This window comes from Paraflavitalea pollutisoli (genome assembly GCF_029360705.1).
GTDB classification, from domain to species: domain Bacteria; phylum Bacteroidota; class Bacteroidia; order Chitinophagales; family Chitinophagaceae; genus Paraflavitalea; species Paraflavitalea pollutisoli.
The window spans coordinates 241,034-259,934 of record NZ_JARKMX010000004.1 but is presented as its reverse complement, the minus strand read 5'-3'; the positions used below and the strand labels follow the sequence as shown (position 1 = coordinate 259,934).

The 18,901-nt window shown below is 53.2% G+C and carries 13 protein-coding genes; 11 read left to right on the top strand and 2 right to left on the bottom strand.

Going from position 1 to position 18,901, the window contains the following annotated elements; all coding sequences use genetic code 11:
- Nucleotides 1–11 precede the first annotated feature (11 nt).
- Both P2W70_RS10855 and P2W70_RS10850 read left to right on the top strand, forming a co-directional pair.
- Nucleotides 12–2,294, top strand: a complete 2,283-nt coding sequence (locus P2W70_RS10855; protein ID WP_276481477.1) for a xanthine dehydrogenase family protein molybdopterin-binding subunit — start codon at nucleotides 12–14, stop codon at nucleotides 2,292–2,294.
- A gap of 26 nt (nucleotides 2,295–2,320) precedes the next feature.
- A complete protein-coding gene (locus P2W70_RS10850) occupies nucleotides 2,321–2,788 on the top strand; it encodes a (2Fe-2S)-binding protein (RefSeq protein ID WP_276481476.1) in 468 nt (155 codons plus the stop codon).
- A gap of 115 nt (nucleotides 2,789–2,903) precedes the next feature.
- On the opposite strand, the gene P2W70_RS10845 is transcribed toward P2W70_RS10850, so the two are convergent.
- Together P2W70_RS10845 and P2W70_RS10840 are read right to left on the bottom strand one after the other, a co-directional pair.
- Nucleotides 2,904–3,581: a phosphonatase-like hydrolase gene (locus tag P2W70_RS10845; protein WP_276481475.1), complete on the bottom strand. Its 678-nt coding sequence runs from the start codon at nucleotides 3,579–3,581 to the stop codon at nucleotides 2,904–2,906.
- Nucleotides 3,578–4,876, bottom strand: coding sequence for an MFS transporter (locus P2W70_RS10840; RefSeq protein WP_276481474.1), 1,299 nt, complete (start codon nucleotides 4,874–4,876; stop codon nucleotides 3,578–3,580). The genes P2W70_RS10845 and P2W70_RS10840 overlap by 4 nt, the downstream gene beginning before the upstream one ends.
- 147 nt (nucleotides 4,877–5,023) lie before the next feature.
- Between P2W70_RS10840 and P2W70_RS10835 the strand changes: the two genes are divergently transcribed.
- From P2W70_RS10835 to P2W70_RS10795, 9 genes are all read left to right on the top strand, one after another.
- On the top strand, nucleotides 5,024–5,629 hold the full coding sequence (locus tag P2W70_RS10835; protein ID WP_276481473.1) for a helix-turn-helix domain-containing protein: 606 nt from the start codon (nucleotides 5,024–5,026) through the stop codon (nucleotides 5,627–5,629).
- 80 nt (nucleotides 5,630–5,709) lie between these two features.
- Nucleotides 5,710–6,585, top strand: coding sequence for an alkaline phosphatase family protein (locus tag P2W70_RS10830; protein ID WP_276481472.1), 876 nt, complete (start codon nucleotides 5,710–5,712; stop codon nucleotides 6,583–6,585).
- An 8-nt stretch (nucleotides 6,586–6,593) separates the two neighbouring features.
- Nucleotides 6,594–7,697, top strand: a complete 1,104-nt coding sequence (locus P2W70_RS10825; RefSeq protein WP_276481471.1) for an SGNH/GDSL hydrolase family protein — start codon at nucleotides 6,594–6,596, stop codon at nucleotides 7,695–7,697.
- A gap of 28 nt (nucleotides 7,698–7,725) precedes the next feature.
- Nucleotides 7,726–8,832 carry a zinc-binding dehydrogenase gene (locus P2W70_RS10820; RefSeq protein ID WP_276481470.1) on the top strand — a complete coding sequence of 369 codons (1,107 nt, stop codon included), beginning with the start codon at nucleotides 7,726–7,728 and terminating at the stop codon, nucleotides 8,830–8,832.
- Between the two features lie 30 nt (nucleotides 8,833–8,862).
- The gene (locus tag P2W70_RS10815; RefSeq protein WP_276481469.1) at nucleotides 8,863–9,759 is read left to right on the top strand and encodes a metallophosphoesterase family protein; all 897 of its coding nucleotides are present in this window, start codon (nucleotides 8,863–8,865) and stop codon (nucleotides 9,757–9,759) included.
- A gap of 25 nt (nucleotides 9,760–9,784) precedes the next feature.
- Nucleotides 9,785–12,013, top strand: coding sequence for an alpha-L-fucosidase (locus P2W70_RS10810; protein WP_276481468.1), 2,229 nt, complete (start codon nucleotides 9,785–9,787; stop codon nucleotides 12,011–12,013).
- Nucleotides 12,014–12,128: 115 nt separating this feature from the next.
- The gene (locus tag P2W70_RS10805; RefSeq protein ID WP_276481467.1) at nucleotides 12,129–13,136 is read left to right on the top strand and encodes a metallophosphoesterase family protein; all 1,008 of its coding nucleotides are present in this window, start codon (nucleotides 12,129–12,131) and stop codon (nucleotides 13,134–13,136) included.
- A 556-nt stretch (nucleotides 13,137–13,692) separates the two neighbouring features.
- Nucleotides 13,693–16,911 carry a SusC/RagA family TonB-linked outer membrane protein gene (locus P2W70_RS10800; RefSeq protein ID WP_276481466.1) on the top strand — a complete coding sequence of 1,073 codons (3,219 nt, stop codon included), beginning with the start codon at nucleotides 13,693–13,695 and terminating at the stop codon, nucleotides 16,909–16,911.
- Nucleotides 16,912–16,950: 39 nt separating this feature from the next.
- On the top strand, nucleotides 16,951–18,900 hold the full coding sequence (locus P2W70_RS10795; protein ID WP_276481465.1) for a RagB/SusD family nutrient uptake outer membrane protein: 1,950 nt from the start codon (nucleotides 16,951–16,953) through the stop codon (nucleotides 18,898–18,900).
- Nucleotide 18,901 lies beyond the last annotated feature (1 nt).

Below are 18,901 nucleotides of genomic sequence, written 5' to 3'. Positions count from 1 at the left end.
AACCTTGTAAGATGGAACAAACCAGGACCACCCATAGCAGGCGTTCTTTTTTAAAGTCTTCTTTACTCGCAGGTGGCGGGCTGATGATTAGTTTTTCGTGGCTACCGAAGGCCGGGCAAGCCAATACCCCGCACCATCCTGTCGCGCCAGAAGCGTGGAATGAACTGACCGGCTACGTCAGGATCTATCCCGACAACAGCATCACTATACTCAACCCCAACCCGGAATTCGGCCAGAATGTGATGACCTCCCTCCCCATGATGGTGGCGGAAGAACTGGAGGCCGACTGGAAAAAGATCGTGGTGGAAATGGGGCCTCATGACAGCACCAAATTGGGCGCCCAATTTACCGGGGGCAGCAATTCCGTGCGCATGTATTGGCGTCCGCTACGCGAGGCAGGGGCCGCGGCCCGGCAAATGTTGTTACAAGCCGCCGCTGAATCCTGGAGTGTGCCCATCGAAGAGCTGACAACCAGGGCAGCGATCATCTACCATGAAAAAACGGGCAAGTCCGGCACATATGGCAGCTTTGCCTCCAAAGCCGCTACGCTACCCGTGCCCAAAGGCATGAAGCTGAAAGCACCGAAAGATTTCAAAGTCGTACGCAACTCGCAGAAAAATGTGGAGGGCATTAAGATTGTCTCCGGCCAGCCACTCTTCGGTATCGACTACAAAGTAGATGGCATGCTGATCGCCATGATACAGCATCCACCGGCATTCGGCATGAAGTTGAAATCGTTTGATGCAACACAAACCCTGAAAATGCCGGGTATTAAAGATGTTTTCACGCTCAAATTATACGAAGAAGGGTTTGAACAAGGCGGATTCGATACCCGCAGCTTCAACGACCTGTTGGTCGTTGTCGGCAATACGACCTGGGAAGTGATGAATGCCCGCAAAAAACTTATTGTAGACTGGGTACCTGCTGGTGATACGAAAGATACCTTTGGAGGCCGCGGTACCAAAAGAGAAGTGACTGTGCCCGGGGCTTTGGAAAGCACGACTGCCCAGCTGGCAAAAATGGAAGAATACGCCCAAAAGCCCGCCCAGCAATTGCGCAAAGACGGTGATCCCGAAACGGCCTTTAAGAACGCCGCCCAGATCATCGAACGCACCTACAACGCTCCCTTCCTGGCCCACAACTGTATGGAACCAATGAACTTCTTCGCACATGTAACGGCAGAAAAAGCCTTGCTGGCCGGTCCCTTACAGGCTCCTGGCTGGAGCGAACCAACGCTGGCGAAACTACTGCAATTACCCGCCGAAAAGATAGAAATACAAATGACGCGTATGGGTGGCGGTTTTGGTCGCCGTGCTTATGGCCACTACTTGTACGAAGTAGCGCTGATCGCTAAAAAAGTGCAGGCACCCGTTAAACTGATCTATACCCGCGAAGATGATATGACCTATGGCATCTACCGGCCCATGTACACGGCAACTTACCGCGCCGCACTCGATGCCAATAAGAAGCTGATTGCCTTTCATGTGAAGGGTGGTGGCATTCCCGAACATGCCATACATGCTAACCGGTTCCCGGCAGGCGCTGTCGACAATTACCTGGCAGAAGGCTGGCAGATCCCATCCAATATTACCATTGGAGCATTCCGGGCGCCACGGTCCAACTTCAATGCAGCAGCTGAACAATCCTTTCTCGACGAATTGGCAGAAGCCATGGGCAAAGACCCCATCGATTTCCGGCTGGAGTTGCTGCAGAAAGTTAAAGAAAAACCAGTGGGCAGGAACAACGAATACGACGTAGACAGGTATACAGGCATATTGAAACTGGTGAAAGAGAAGTCAGGCTGGGGCAAACCGGAAAACAACAAATATAACCGTGGTGTGGCCGCCTATTTCTGCCACAACTCCTATGCAGCTCATGTAGTTGACATCGTGATGCGCAATAACCGCCCCTATGTAGAAAGAGTGTACAGTGCCATCGACTGTGGCATTGTGATCAATCCCGATGCCGCCACCAACATGGTTGAAGGCGCAGTGATCGACGGCATCGGCAATGCCTTTTATGGCAAGCTCAGCCACAAAGATGGCGCCGCCGAACAAAGCAATTTTCACAATTACCGGATGATCCGGCACAGTGAAGCACCAGCAAAAATAGAAGTGCATTTTGTACAAAATGACATCGATCCGACCGGCCTCGGTGAGCCTCCCTTTCCTCCTGTATTCGGGGCTGTGGCCAATGCCTTGTACAAGCTCAACAAAAAAAGGCACTATAACCAGCCCTACCTCAACAACCCACTGCAGTCGGGCACCGTCACCAACAACAAGAAACCCTTTTAGCCAAACGAACCCATCAACTATCTACCATGCTCAAGTTAACGATCAATAAAAAAGTATACAACCTCGATATAGACCCCGAAACGCCCTTATTATGGGCACTCCGGGATGTGATCGGTCTGGTAGGCACCAAATACGGTTGCGGCATGGCTCAGTGTGGCGCCTGTGTAGTACACCTCAACGGAGAAGCGGTGCGTTCGTGTGTCACGAGGGTGAGCAGGGCCGCAGGCAAAGAAGTAGTGACCATCGAAGGATTGTCGGACAACAACGATCATCCGCTGCAGCAAGCCTGGCTCGAACTGGATGTATCGCAATGCGGCTACTGTCAGGCCGGCCAGATCATGTCGGCGGCCGTATTGCTTCGCGAGAACAAGAACCCGACAGACAAAGACATCAACAGTGCCATGGAAGGCAATATCTGTCGCTGCGGCACTTATCTGCGCATTCACAAGGCCATACAACTGGCGGCGGATATACAGCGAAAAGGGTCGAAATAAAAGTATATAAACGAAACACTACCCTACAAATCAATCCCGGTGATCACCGAATGAGTTCTCGTTACCAAAACTACCGCCGGCAGGTGCTATTCCGCTTCAGCTAAAAGTGGCCCTACTACAATTCACCCCGCACGATCGGCAACAATTCGATCAGGTTGTCGATGATAAAATCGGGACCCGCGCTGTGTAATTGATCATAGGTATGTGCGCCGGTGGTAATGCCTATGCTGTACCGGCAACCCGCATTACGCCCCTCTTCAATGTCGATGATGGAATCACCCACTTTCAATACACTTTTGCCATCAGCAATGCCCTGTTGCTGCATCGCGCGCAGGATCATGTCTGGCTGCGGCCTGTTCTGCGCCACATCGGATGCCGTTACCAGTCCGTCAAAATCCACCCCCTGCCTCCAACCGATCTTTTGGATCAGTGCTTCAGCAGTTGGGCGGTTATAGCCGGTATTCATCACGACCTTGATGCCCTGCTCGCGCAGTTTATGAAATAGCACGGTGGCATTTACCTGCTCGGTGATCGGTTGTGTGGAGTATGCAACATCGAGCATGACGAGGAATTTTTGAAAGATGGAAGCCGCCAGTGCATCGTCCTGCACCCCCTCCAGCGCCAGTACACTTTTAATGGCCTGCAGTTTCTCCTGGCCTGCTCCAGCTGCCAGTACCTGGTCGAGTGTAAACTGGTACCCGGCCTCATTGATGGCCTCACGCAATGTTTTATACACCAGGTTATCTTCATTGACGGTGGTACCCGCCATATCAAAAACAGCCAATTGGATCATACAGAACTTTTTATAGATGATAGTGAATGGAGTGTAACAACCTTTCCCCCGGTATGCTTCTTAACGAGGGTCGTCAACAGGATACTGATGGCACTCAACAGCGCGATGAAGGCTACGGTGAGGAAGATGACCGATTTGCTGCCGGTACGGTCGATCAGGTGTCCCATCAGCGGCTCACCGATCGCAGCAAACAGGTAAGCGCACATATTCATGATGCCGATACCCGTACCTACATACGCATGCCCCAGCAATTCGGGCGACAGTGGCCAGAAGTTGGCTTGCGGTCCGTAAGAAAAAAAACCGGCACAGAACACGAAAACGCCCACCAACCATCCACTGTGCACCGGGAGCCAGTACAACAGCAGGGATACCACGCAACACAAGCTCATGCCCAGCGCTATTGACTTCACCCGGTTGGCATTGAATAATCTATCCGAAATAAAACCAAAGGATAAAGCACCGGTGGCCATACCGATCGGCAGCAACAGCGAGATCCAGACATCACCCATACCGCGCTGCACCTCCTTGCTCATAAAGTACAGCGGCACCCAAAAAATAAGGGCATACCGTGCCATGCTTTGAAAGCCCAGCGCCAGGCATACGATCAAAAAACGTTTATTGGAAAACACAGCCTTATAAGCTTCCAGCCAGTTCGGACGTTCCGTGGCCACCGCTCCTGCATCCGTATCTTCCGGTGCGTTACGTACGAACAGGAAGAAGATGACGACCGCCACCGCAAGAAACAATACCGGTATACGAAAAACATTACGCCAGCTTTCATGCACCAGCAGGATGGAGAACAGGTAGGTGATCACAGAAGAACAGCCCGCCGCCATCGTGTACATGCCAAAAGCCATGCCCCGGCGCTTATCCTGCCACCAGTTGGAAATGATGCGGCTGCCCGATGCCCAGGCCATGGACTGGAAATAACCATTCAGGGTCCACAACACCAGGATCACCGTAAAGGAACTGGAAAAACTGATCAATACATTCGCCACTACCGACAGCAGGCCACCGGCCGCGATCATGTGTTTGGGACTGAAACGATCCGCCAGGTTGCCGTTGATCAATTGCCCGGCGGCATACCCGATCAGCATGGCGAAACTCACCCACCCGATCTTTTCATAAGAGATATGCAAGGTAGCAGCGAGGTGCTTGGCCGCCCAGCCAAAATTGTGACGCCCCGTATAAAAGAAGAGATAACAAAACATGGTGAGCAACAACATCTTCCATTGCTGTTGACCAAACTTGCCGCCGGCTTTACCGGCGCCGTTGCCATTTTGTGTGCTCATCATTTTTCAGGTATCTTGCCGCCGCAAATGCAGTTTCCATTCGCCGGAACAAGGTATAAAAATAGTAGTTTAATATTTCCGATGGCGAAATTATTTTTCTTTTTAGTAAATATTAAAGATCTATTCTTTAAGTAATTATTAAATTACAGCATGAAACAGGAGTCAGCCAACCAGGGTCAGTTGGAATATTATAAGATCGGTGGCCTCGTACGGAAGTACCGGAAAGAAAAAGACCTCAAATTACTGGACCTTTCGACCCTTACCGGTATCAAATCCGCCATGCTGTCTAAGATAGAGAATGGCCGCATGGTGCCCACGATCCCCACCCTGTTCACCATTATCCAGAAACTGGGCATCAAACCCGATGTATTCTTTGCCCAGCTCAGTACCGAGAATGATTTCCCCGGCTATTTCTTCTTGCCCAAGGATGGCTTTACCAGCTACGAAAAGGAGGAAGGCGCTGTAGGCTACCAATACCAGTCCATCCTGGAATACAATTTTGAAGGCGGAGCTTTCCAGATCTCTCTGCTTACGCTGCAGCCCGGCTCGCAACGCTCGCTCGTCACCACCTCCGCCTACGAGTTCATTTATGTAATCGACGGCAACCTGCTGTACCAGCTGGAAGATAAAACCTTCCACATGACCGCAGGCGACGCCCTCTTTTTCGACGGCAACATCGCCCACGTACCCGTCAACAATTCCAACGCGACGGTCCGCCTGTTGGTCTTGTACCTGTTTACCGACCAGGGCAAATAGTTTCTGTGTAAGAAATTAACTTTCCAATAAAGAAATATTAGTAGCTTAGCAACTTTCATTCACCTGCTAAAAGCACATTCATGAAGTTGACAAGGCTATTGATACTGCTGTCGATGCTAGCTGCTCGAGCCCAGGCCCAACCGGTAAAACATGTCATCCTGATCGGCAGCGACGGCTTTGGCGCCTATGCCTTTAACAATACCAAAGTGCCCAATTTGCGGAAAATGATGGAGCAGGGCTCCTGGTCGCTGCAAACCCGCACGGTACTGCCTTCGTCCAGCGCCGCCAACTGGGCCTCGATGGTGATGGGAGCAGGCCCCGAACTGCATGGCTATACCACCTGGGGCAGCAAGAAACCAGATATGCCCGCCCGTGTACTCGACGAGTATGGCATGTTCCCCACTTTGTACGCACTGCTGCGGAAAGCCAAACCCAACAGCGAGATCGGTGTCATTTACGAGTGGGATGGCATCGGCTACCTGTTTCCCAAGGCAGCCGTCAACAAGGACCTGAACGCGAATGGCGACATCGCCGTCACCAAAGCAGCCGTTGATTATATAAAGACCAGCCAACCAACCTTTCTGTTCGTGCACCTGCACGATGTAGACAGCGTAGGACATAATGTGGGCCACCATACGCCGGAATATTATGCCGCGATCGAGCGCACCGATACCCATATCGGCGAGATCCTGCAGGCGATCACCGATGCCGGCATGGAAAAGAATACCGTGGTATTGTTTTCCGCCGATCATGGCGGCGTTAACAAAGGACACGGCTCTATTTCGATGAATGAGATGCAGATACCCTGGATCATCAAAGGTCCTCGAATCAAAACCAACCACGAAGTAACCGCCAGCATCATGACCTTCGACACAGCCGCAACCCTGGCCAAACTGCTCGGCCTTACGCCACCGCAAGTTTGGATCGGCCGGCCCGTAACCGATGCCCTGAAATAAATCATTGTATGAGATCATATAGCCTGAGTTGCCTGTATGTACTGATGGCCCTGTACAGCAGCGCCCAACGCGTCGATAGCCTACAGTGGTGGCAGCCCTTACGCGACCCGGCCGCCGTTATAGGCGGACGCCTGCCTGCGGCCGGCGGGAATGGTCATTATGGACGTTTGCCCGTCAGCGCCAATCCCCGGGTGCGGCGGGAAGTATGGAGGCTGAGCCAGAACAGCGCCGGTCTTTACCTCGAATTCCGGACCGATGCCACAGAGATCACGGTACGCTATACACTGGCAGGCAATACCCGCTTTGAACACATGCCCCTGACCGGTATAGCTGGTGTAGACCTTTATGCGCAGGAAGCTAACGGCCCCTGGCGCTGGGCCAAAGGCAAATACAGCTTTGCAGACACTGTCGTATACCGCTTTCAGCAACTGGCAGCGACCCCGCAGGCCATTTACCGTCTGTACCTGCCACTATACAATGCCCCGCAATGGCTCAGCATCGGCGTAGCCACCACCAACAACTTTGAAGTGCTGCATCCGGCCATGGAAGCCCCGGTAGTACTCTACGGCACCTCGATATTACAGGGCGCTTGCGCGAGCCGGGCAGGACTGGCGTGGACAAATATACTGGGCAGACTGCTCGACCGGCCACTGATCAACCTGGGTTTTTCGGGTAATGGGCGCCTGGAACCGGCCCTGTTGCAGCTCATGCATGAAGTACCGGCTGCCGCCTATGTGCTCGACTGCCTGCCCAACCTGTACGACGAGCAACTGTACCCCGATGAGGAATTGCTCCGCAGGATCGACACGGCCGTAAAGACACTACGCAACAGCCATCCACAAACGCCCATCGTACTCGTAGAGCATGCCGGCGGCTCGGCCGCCTTCACACTCGATACCCTGCAGAACCGGCGGTACCAGCGTGTCAACTACCTGCTCGACCGCGCCTTCCGATCCTTGCGCAAGCAGGGGGTACGGCATCTTCATCTGCTGCGGGCAGCAAAGATCCGGCTCGATGCCGATGGCACCGTCGATGGCACCCACCCCAACGACCGGGGCATGTACGCGTACGCCGAAGCCATGAATCAACTATTACGACAAGCGATCAAATAGCAATCACCCAACAAACCCACACCATAGCATGGGAGACACACAGTCAGACAAAGGAAAATTGGCACTTTTTCACGGACCGGGCGCACCGCTTGAGATCAAGCAATTCGGTATCCGGGACCTGCTGCCCGGTGAAGTACTGGTCAAGAATGAATACACGACACTCTGCGGCAGCGACCTGCATACGTATTGCGGTCTGCGCAACGAGCCCTGCCCTACTGTGCTGGGCCATGAGATCGTTGGCCGCATCGTAGCCATGCATCCCAACCATCCCGGCTTTGACCTGCGCGGCAAGGAGATTGGAACGGGCGACCGCATTACCTGGACGGTATTCAGCAGCAATCCCCAATCGCCCAATTCACTGCGCGGCATACCACAGAAAGGAGAAGACCTGTATAAATACGGACATGTGCGCGCGGAAGGCAACGAAGTTTTCCATGGCGGCCTGGCCGAGTACTGCATCCTGAAAGCCAACACCGGCATCATCCGGCTGCCCGAATCATTGCCGCTGCCTATTGCGGCTACCCTCAACTGCTCGATCTCGACAGTTGCCGGCGCCCTCCGCATGGCCGGCGACCTGAAAGACAAGACCGTACTGATCACGGGCATGGGACACCTGGGCATTACCTGCGCGGCCATGTGCCGCGAAGCAGGCGCGGAATGGATCGCTGCGGCAGATATCGCCGATAAAAGACTGGAAGAAGCCCTGAGCTTCGGGGCCGATGAAGTATTCAACATGAACGGGCACACGCCACAAACCCGGCAGGCGCTGCAACAACGCACGAACGGTAAAGGCATCGACGTGGTTTTCGACATGAGCGGATCGCCCGATGCGATGGAATTTGGGATAGAAAGCCTGGGCATTGGCGGCTGCGCCGTACTGGTCGGGGCGGTATTCAACACCAGGCCCTTGCAGATAGATCCCGAACAGGTGATCCGAAAACTGATCACCATCAAAGGCATCCACAACTACAATTTTACCGACTTCAAGAATGCATTCGACTTCCTGCGGCGCAACTGGGAGAAGTATCCCTTTGCCGCAGTCGTGGAAAAAGAATTTCCGCTCGAAGAGATCAACGAAGCATTCCAGTATGCCGTTTCGCGCAAACCGTTGCGCGTGGGCATCCGACTCGATTAAGTTACCTTACTGACGGTACAAACCAACAGCATGAAAAGAAGAAAATTCCTGGGCAGCCTGCCCCTGCTGGCCATTGCCGGCGCAGCGCAGGCCAATAGCAGCGACGCAACAATGGCGCGCAAGAAACCGGCATTGCGCATTGCGCATATTACCGATGTACACATACGCCCCGAAGCCAACGTGCCCGATCGCTTCAAGAAATGCCTGCAGGAAGTACTGACGCATAAAGTGGATTTCTTCCTCAATACCGGCGACTCTATCCACGCGGCCGACTACAACAACATCACGCGCGAAAGGGTACTGGAACAATGGAAGAGCTGGGATGAATGCATGGCACTGGTGCGTGATCATGAAATGTACACCTGCATCGGCAACCATGATCCCTGGTGGGCGGCGCCCAATAAAGAAGATGCCATGTACGGCATCCCGTATGTAGTAAAACGTACCGGCATGCCACACCGATACTACAGTTTCACCAAAAAGAACTGGCACTTCCTCGTGCTGGATGGCAACAATCCCGGCGTGTCGCTCGATGCCGAACAAATGAACTGGCTGAAAGCTGAGCTGGACAAAGTGCCGGCCGATCACCATGTACTCCTGATGTCGCACTACCCCATCCTATCTGTAACCGGCAGTTTTGTGGGAGGCGGCCAGCACAAGGATTATAAAGAGCTCAAACAACTTTTTTACCAGCACGGTAAGAAAGTAAAAGTATGCCTCAGTGGCCACCAGCACCTGCTCGACAACTGTGTGTACAACGGTGTGCACTACCTGTGCAACGGGGCCATGAGCGGTTATTGGTGGGACAAGGGTGATGAAAAATCTGCCGGTCCTTATTACCTGCAGGAAACACCGCCAGGCTATGCCATCCTGAACCTGTACGAAGACGGAACGATCGACAATACTTATATAGCGCACCAGCATTGACCGGTGCGCCGCCAATCACCATTATATGAAACAACTGCTAACGATGTTGCTGCCCGGTCTTCTAACAGCCGGCATGGCCCAGGCACAAACCAACAATAAGGGCACCGCCTACCGCAATACCATCGCTGTACAGGCTACCGATACGAAGGAAGACATTGTGCGCAAGGCAGCGCACGTTGTACCTACGGCGAATCAATATGCAGCCCTGCGGAATGAGTTTATCGCTTTTATCCATTTCGGGCCCAATACTTTTACCCGTATGGAATGGGGCAACGGCCAGGAAGATCCCCGCATCTTCGACCTGAAGGAACTCGACACCGATCAATGGTGCCGGGCCATGAAAGCATCGGGCATGAAGATGGTGATCCTGACGGTAAAACACCACGATGGTTTTGTGTTGTGGCAAAGCCGCTATACGCAACACGGCATCATGGCCAGCGGTTTTCAGCAAGGCAAAGGGGATGTATTGCGGGCGCTCACCAACTCCTGTGCAAAGGTTGGCTTGAAAGTGGGCATCTACCTGTCACCAGCCGACCTGTACCAGATCGAATCGCCCAACGGACTCTATGGCAACCTGAGCCCCTACACCACACGCACCATCCCACGGCCAGTCCCCGGTCGGCCTTTTGCCAACAAGACCACCTTCCAGGCCAGCGTGGACGACTACAATGAATATTTCATGAACCAGCTCTTCGAACTGCTTACAGAATACGGGCCTGTGCACGAAGTATGGTTCGACGGTGCCCATCCCAAAACCAAGGGCGGGCAACAATATAATTACCAGGCCTGGAGAAAACTGATCCATACACTCGCGCCACAGGCCGTGATCTTTGGAAAGGAAGACATACGATGGTGCGGCAATGAAGCCGGCCGTACAAGGCCTACCGAATACAACGTGATGCCTTATGCAGCCAACCCCGATACGCTGGCCAGTTTTGGCGACCTCACGGCCGATGACCTGGGCAGCCGTGACAAACTGTATACGGCAAATTATCTGCATTATCAACAAGCGGAGACCAATACGTCCATTCGCGAAGGATGGTTTTACCGCGACGAAACAGCGCAGCAGGTGCGCAGCGCCGACGATGTATTCGATATTTATGAAAGGTCGGTGGGCGGCAACTCCACCTTCCTGCTTAATATACCACCCAACCGCGACGGGAAGTTCTCCCCGGCCGACGTAGCCTGCCTGGAGGAAACAGGCAGGCGCATACGCGCCACCTATGAGGTAAACCTATTCAAAGGTGCCCGCGGACCAGCAGCGGTGCTGGACGGGCAACCAACCACTTTTACAACACTTAACCCTGCCAACCCGGAAATCATCATCACCCATTCCCGGCCTGTCACTATCAACCGGCTGGTATTACAGGAAGCCATCGACACCCATGGCGAACGGGTGGAAGCGCATACGGTCGATGCCTGGTTAAATGATCAATGGCAACCCATCGCCACAGCCACCAATATCGGCTATAAAAGGATCTTACGGTTTGCAACCGTCACTTCCCCCAAATTCCGCATCCGCTTTACACAGTACAGGGATACACCGGTCATCAGCAATATCACCGCTCATTATTACAAGGCCCGACCACCGCGGCTGCAGATCACCCGCGACAGCAAGGGCATGGTCAGCATTGTCCCCTTCAACGAATCATTTGGCTGGAAACCGCACGGTGAAAATGCAGCGAAGAACCTGCAAAGCGAGCTGGACATCCGGTATACGCTGGATGGATCGGAACCGGGCGCACAGGCGTTGCGCTATACCGAGCCCTTCCAGGCGGCACAAGCCAACATCAAGGCCGTCGCGCTCACGAAAGGACAACGCGGCCCGCTGGCCACGCAAAAGCTGGGTATGCTCAAAACCAACTGGACCATCACTACGAGCAGCGAGTCGGCTACCCATAAAAGCCAGGCAGCGATCGACGACAACCCCAACACCTGGTGGCAGGCTGCCGACGGGGATGCTTCCGTCACCATCGACCTGGGCAGCGAATACAAGTTATCGGCATTTGCCTATACGCCCCCTGCCCGTTCCGGCGCCGGACTGATGAGCAGTGGTACCGTGCAAACCAGCACCGACGGACAGCATTGGCAAGAAGCGGGCAATTTTGTGTTTGGCAACCTCGTCAATGATCCCACTACCCGGTATTACCCCTTCACCCAAAAACGCCCGGCGCGTTATGTACGCATCCGCGTCACCGGACTGGAGGGTAATAGCCGGCAGGTCGCCATCGCAGAACTGGACTTTTTCGAGTAACCTACAAGAGATTCTAATTATGACTTAATGGGAAATTAACTTTCCACACAGGAAATAACATTATCTTTCCTAATCGCTTCTAATACACGACTTTCCATCACCAGTAAGCACCCAGATGAACCAGCAACTCCCTTCCAACCTGCATAGAAGAAGTTTTATCCGCCAGGCTGCCGCAGCAGGCTTTTCCCTGGCAGTGCCCGCATTGGCGCAAGCCCTGGTAGGCCGGCAGCCACGGCTGTCGGTTGGCCTCATCACCGATCTTCACCAGGACGTCATGCACGATGGCCTGGAACGGATGAAGGCCTTTGTCGGTGCCATGCAAACGACCAACCCCGACGCCATCATGCAGTTGGGAGATTTTGCCTACCCCACTGTTAAGAACCAACCCGTCATCGACCTGTTCAACCAGGCGCACCCCACGCGACTGCACGTGATCGGCAACCACGATACCGACAGTGGCTTTACGCATGCACAATGCGTAAGCGTATGGGGTATGTCCGCACCTTATTATACGCAGGTCGTTAACGGGTTTCGCTTTATCATCCTGAATGGTAATGAGAAAGGTTCTCCCGCCCACAAAGGAGGTTATCCAGCTTATATCGGTCCGGCACAAACCACCTGGCTGCAACAGCAACTATCGGAAGGCACGGAACCCATTATCGTAGTGTCGCACCAGCCACTGGTGGGCTACCTGGCCGTAGACAACGCTGCAGCCATTCAACAATTGCTGACCGCCGCACGCCACCGGGTGGTGCTGGCCATCAATGGCCATACGCATGTAGATCAATTGCAGTATGTGGACGATGTCCCCTATCTCACCATCAATTCCGCCTCTTATTTCTGGGTGGGGCAAAATTTCATCCACGACAGTTATGCCCCCGACATCCACAAAGCCTATCCCTGGATCTCCCGCACCTGTCCCTATAAAGAGGCTCTGTTCACTACTCTGACCATCGATCCTAAAAAAATGACCATCACCCTGTTGGCCAAACAATCGGAATGGGTGGGCCAATCGCCGGAGCAACTCGGCTTCAATGAACAAAAGCCGCTACAATTGGGAAAGGATATCGTGCCGTTTATCCGGTTCTATAAGCTATCAGCCAGGAAGCGCCTTCGTAAATAAGGAAACGACTTACAGATAAAACAGCCGGACCCACAGTAACGGGATCCGGCTGTTTGTTTTCCGGCAGGATCACCTCCTTTGAGGCAGCTTCCCTTACCAACCAACACCCCTCCTGCCTTAATCTTAATAATTACGTAAACTCCCAACAACTTAATTTACTATTAAGAAAACTATTTTCGCACCAGGAAATATAAAATAACCTATATTCACTGTCGGAAAACAGGTAACAGGGTTAGCCCACCTGCGTGATCGGAGCAACGAGTAGGCAGAAAGAAAGGGTTCAGGACCACCGGAAAACAGACCGGCCGCCGGACGTACCGGCCCGGCAAATAGCACAAACCTTATTGCATGAAAAAGCAGTGAACGGCCAGCCACGCTGGTAACCACTGCAGCGTGCACCCGCGCACGAACGGTTTTGGACCGAACGGATAACCCATGTCGTACCGCGGCGCAACTCAGTATTCTTAACCAATCAAATAAAAAAATGCCTACGAAGCTTCAGGGTAAAAGGCATGCAAGCCCCCCGCCCTCCATTGTACGCTGTGCATTGCTGCTTATGATGACTGTATTTTTCCTGCGCACACAAGCCACTGACCTTATCCGCCGGCAGCTGCCGGTGGCAGGTACGGTCACCGCCCGAAGCGGAGAGCCGCTGACCGGTGTATCCGTGATGGAAAAAGGAAAGACCAACGGAACCGTAACCAACACAAGCGGCTCCTTTACATTGACGGTGACCGGTCCGGATGCCGTGCTCGTGTTCTCTTACGCGGGTTACATTCCCCAAGAAGTGAAAGTAGGTAACCGTACCAGTTTCACCATTCAGCTGGAGGCCAACAACACCGAGATGGGCGAAGTAGTGGTAACCGCTTATGGTAAAGTGAAGAAGACCAGTCTCACAGACGCCGTGTACGCTGTACCGGTCGAAAAGATAGCCAACCGTCCTACACGTACCGTGGCGGACGGACTGGTCGGACTGGCGCCCGGCCTCAATATCCGAGTACCAAGCGGAGCGCCCGAGAGCAGTCCCTCCATTAACATCCGCGGTTTTACCTCGCTGAATTCAACGGGTTCTCCACTGATATTGATAGATGGCGTCGAGCGCCCTTTAGCCGATGTGAACCCGAATGATGTGGAAAGCATTTCGCTGCTGAAAGATGGTGCCGCTACCGCCATCTATGGCTCGCGCGCTCCTTATGGCATCCTGCTAATCACAACCAAGAGTGGCAAATCGGGCAAAATGGCTGTAACCTATTCCACCAATGTAAAGATTGGCAAGATGGTTTTATTCCCGACCCAACCCAATTCACCGGATTGGGCGCGTTGGATCAATATTGCCCAGCGCAATGGCCAGCCCAACGGCACCGGCACAGATGGCGTAGATGCTGTCACCATCAAAAGAATGGAAGCGTGGTTGGCAAAAGACTGGAACAACCCCGTATTCGATGACCTGCGCGCACAGTTTGGAGACAAAGCCCAATCGTATATCGAAAATGGCCAGTTCCCCACCACCGATGCGAGTTTTAAGAACTGGACACGTGAACAATCCTTCGCTACCAATAAGCTTTACGACTCCTATTTCAACAATTCAACCGTCAGCCAGCAACACAACCTTGGCTTCAGCGGTGGCAATGATAAGCTGCAATATTTTTCCAGCTTTGGCTACAACAACACCAATGGCCTGTTGAAAGGCGACTTCAACTACAACAAGCGCTTCAACCTGAACACGAGGCTCACCTACAAAGCCAATGACTGGCTGGAGCTGAGAACCGACCTGAGCTATGTAAGGCAGCAGAACCAGGGCACCAACTACCGGGCTGCTTCCGGGTCCGATGCACAGAGCGGCCCAATCTCCGATTATGCCAGCATCTTCGGGACGATGATGCAATACTTCGCAACGCCATTGCGGGTACCCTCGGGCAATGCATACTCCTGGATCCTGGGCGCATCCAGTATCCTCGGTGAAGGTGGCCTTAACACCAATGAGCGCAATGACATCGTACTAACCGGTGGCGCCACCATCAGGCCACTCAAGCACCTCGAACTGCGGGCAGATTATACCTGGCGTATCAGCGATGCTGACTATCAACGCGTGGACAAGATCGCTTATACCGAATTGCCCAATGGCACCAAGATACAGAACAACCGGTCGGCCAACGTAAGCGGCATCAGTAAGAATGATGTAGGTTCACGCTATGGTCTGACACGTTTCAGCGCCCAATACCAGCGTTCTTTCGGCAAGCACAACCTGCTGGCACAGGCAGGCATGCAGGCCGAGGAATACCAATACAAATCACTCACCGGCAGCCGTACCGACCTGTTCTCACAAGACATTATACAGGCCCTGAACGGCGCTGCCAACAACCAGCTCACCAACGACAACCTCTACGAGTGGGCGGTACTGGGATACTACGGCGTACTGGCCTACGACTACGCCGAAAAGTATATGATCAAATTTGCAGGTCGCCGCGATGCCAGCTCCCGCTTCTCGCCCGACTCCCGCTGGGGCTCCTTCCCGTCCGTATCGGTGGCCTGGAATGCCGCCAGGGAAAACTTCTGGCCGTTGAAGGACTGGATCACCGAGCTCAAACCCCGTGCTTCCTGGTCTACTTCCGGCGACGTAGCCTCCAGCGGCAGCGTATACAGCTACCTGCCTACCCTGGCCTTCGGCGTAAGTCAAAACACCTTACTAGGGGGCAACTACTCCAATATCGCCACAGCACCGGGGCTGGTCAGTTCTACCCTTACCTGGGCCAAGCCAACGGTCATCAACCTCGGCTTCGATCTCACGGCCCTCAACCGCCGCTTCACGCTGACCTACGAGTGGTATCAGCGTACCGTTAAAGACCAGGTTGGTCCGCCCAACCCATTGCCGGCAACACTCGGAACCTCCGCACCATCCCTGAACAATTCGGTCTCTGAAACACGGGGCTGGGAATTGAGTGTAGGCTGGAACGACCATATCAAAGTGGGCAAAAAACCATTGACCTATGAGATCAGGTTCAATATGAGCGACTATATCGGTTACGTAACGCAGTATGCCGAAAACAAAACCGGCACTACCGGCACCTGGACGCGGGGTGAATTGTTTGGACAAAATTATGTCTATGATTTTGCAGGCATCGTGCAGAACAAAAACGACCTGAATGGCAAAACGCTTTCGGGCACTTACAACTATCCCGGATACATCACATACAAGGATCTCAATGGTGATGGGTATATCAATTCCGGCAATGGTGGTTACTGGTACAGCAGAGGCGATGTCATCACCAACGGCTTCAACTATCCCCGCAAATCGTATTCGATCCTGCCAAGCGTTTCCTGGAATGGTATTACCGTATCGGCCGTGCTGGATGGCGTGATGCAATGGACCGTGTACAATGGTAGTGAGTGGGTATTCGGTACCCGCGCTGGTGCCGACCTGGCCTATTTCTACACGCCGGCATTTGAAGAAAGCACGAAACTAGGTTACTGGAGTCCCAGCACACCGAACGCTTTCTTCCCTGCCTTCAATACTGCCTATGCAACACCAACCAACAAGTATTCGCTCAACCTGGCCAACCTGCGCGTCAGGAACCTGACCATAGGATACGATCTGCCTGCGAGATGGATCGAACGACTGAAATTGAAGAGAGTGAATATCTATGCCAGCGGCGACAACCTCGGCTTCATTTACAACAAATCGTATATCAAGTACGATCCTGAATTGCTGGCCAATGGCGTTAACGGATATCCTCCACTGCGCTACTATTCTTTCGGCGCAAATATCAATCTCTAATACCAGCCTATTCCTTCAACAATTTAATCAGACCAAACAATGAATCGCAATAAATACAGCCGCTGGAAGATGATGCTGGGCGCCTGCTGTCTCGCCGCTTCCCTCGCTTCCTGCAAAAAAGATTTCCTGGACAAAAGACCTTTATCGTCCGTTGATGCCGACAATTTCTTTCGCTCAGCTTCCGATCTCAGGATCTTTGTCAATGGCTTTTATTCAAGGCTGGCACCGCAATACAATACCCAGAGCGGAACAGGAACGGTCTCGGGTGGCAACAGCAACCTGGCCCTCGATGCCAACTCAGATATGATGATCGTACAAACGAACGTTACCAGCAACCTGTACCGGTGGGGGGTGGCTTCGGTACCCGCCGAAACCAACAGTTCCTGGAACAATGGGTATGCCTATGTCCGCAACGACAACTACTTCCTGTTTTATGCTTATAGGAATGCAGAAAAGACGACCGCCGCGAACCATTATATCGGCGAAGGTTATTTCTTCCGCGCCTGGGATTATTACAACTTGCTGAGAAATTTTGGCGGCGTTCCGTTGATCACCGAATTACTAACCGATAAAGACACCGACAAACTGTTTGCCCAGCGCGCCAGTCGCGATGCGGTAGCCCGCCAGATCATCAGCGATCTCGACTCGGCCATTGCCAAACTGCAGTGGAAAGGAGAAGGAGAAGCAGCATCGTCTGGTCGTCTCAACAGAGAAGCTGCCTTGACGTTTAAAGCAAGGGTTGCACTGTATGAAGGTACCTGGGAATACTTCCATGGCAAAAAGAACACTGCATTTGCCGTCAGTGGCAAGAACGGTAGTGAATTCCTGAACCTGGTCGCCCCCACTGTCGAAGCGTTGATGGCAAAGCAAGGAGCGAAGATCTACCTCGGTGGCGGAGATAAGGCCAGCGCTTACAACCAGCTGTTTGCCCAGAAAGATGCTTCCAACATCGACGGCGCCTTCCTGATCAAGGTGTATGATGCCGCCAAGCTCGCGTTAAGTCATAACTTCTTCTTCAAGATTCTGGACTCGGGCCCTTCGATCACGGATCACCTGGTGGACATGTACCTGAAGAAAGACGGTACTGCCCGAATACCGCAAGCCCCTTACACCGACCGGCTCAATGACCTGAGCACCTCACTGGACCCCCGGTTCCGTCAAACCGTATGGACACCTGATCGTGGGCCGCTGAATCAACTGCCCGGTCGTGGTGGCGATGGAGACCCTTTCCGTTTCCCCGTCATCGCCTCACAGGCACCGTATACCAGCATCGGTTTTACATCTACCGGTTATCGAAACTACAAAGGCGCTGTGCTTGCACAAGAGGCTACCAAAGGTGAAACGGATGATATCCTCATCCGCTACGAAGAAGCCCTGCTGGCCTATGCAGAAGCGAAAGCTATCCTCGGCACCATCAACCAGGGCGATATCGACAAAACGATCAATGTCATCCGCAACCGTGTCGGCATGTCACCCCTGAGCCTCGCCACAGGCACCGGCGACACCTATCGTTCAGATCTTGGGTTCGATCTGGCCGAATCGCCGATCGTCAACGAGATCAGAAGAGAACGGGCTGTAGAATTTGCACTCGAAGGATTCCGCCTCGACGACCTGAAGCGCTGGGCAGTCTACGATAATGTGATCAATGGCTACCAACCCAAAGGCGCATTGCTCCAGGAATGGCTCGATTACTTCAACAGAACACCCGCACAGGTGACGCTCGACAAAGGCACCGATGCAAGCCAGTGGAGCCAGATCCGCAAAGACGGCTATGTAAAGGATGAATTTAAATTGACAACGGGCAGCAATGTAAGCGCATTCGCCAACGGCCGGATGAACCCCTGGTTCAAGATCGTGGATTTCAGCGCCGGCGGAAGAGGTTTGTATATCGAACCCACCAGAGATTATCTGAGCGCTGTACCCCTCGACCAGATCAAACTTTACCAGGCCAATAATATCACCTTGCAACAAAACCCTGGGTGGAATTAAT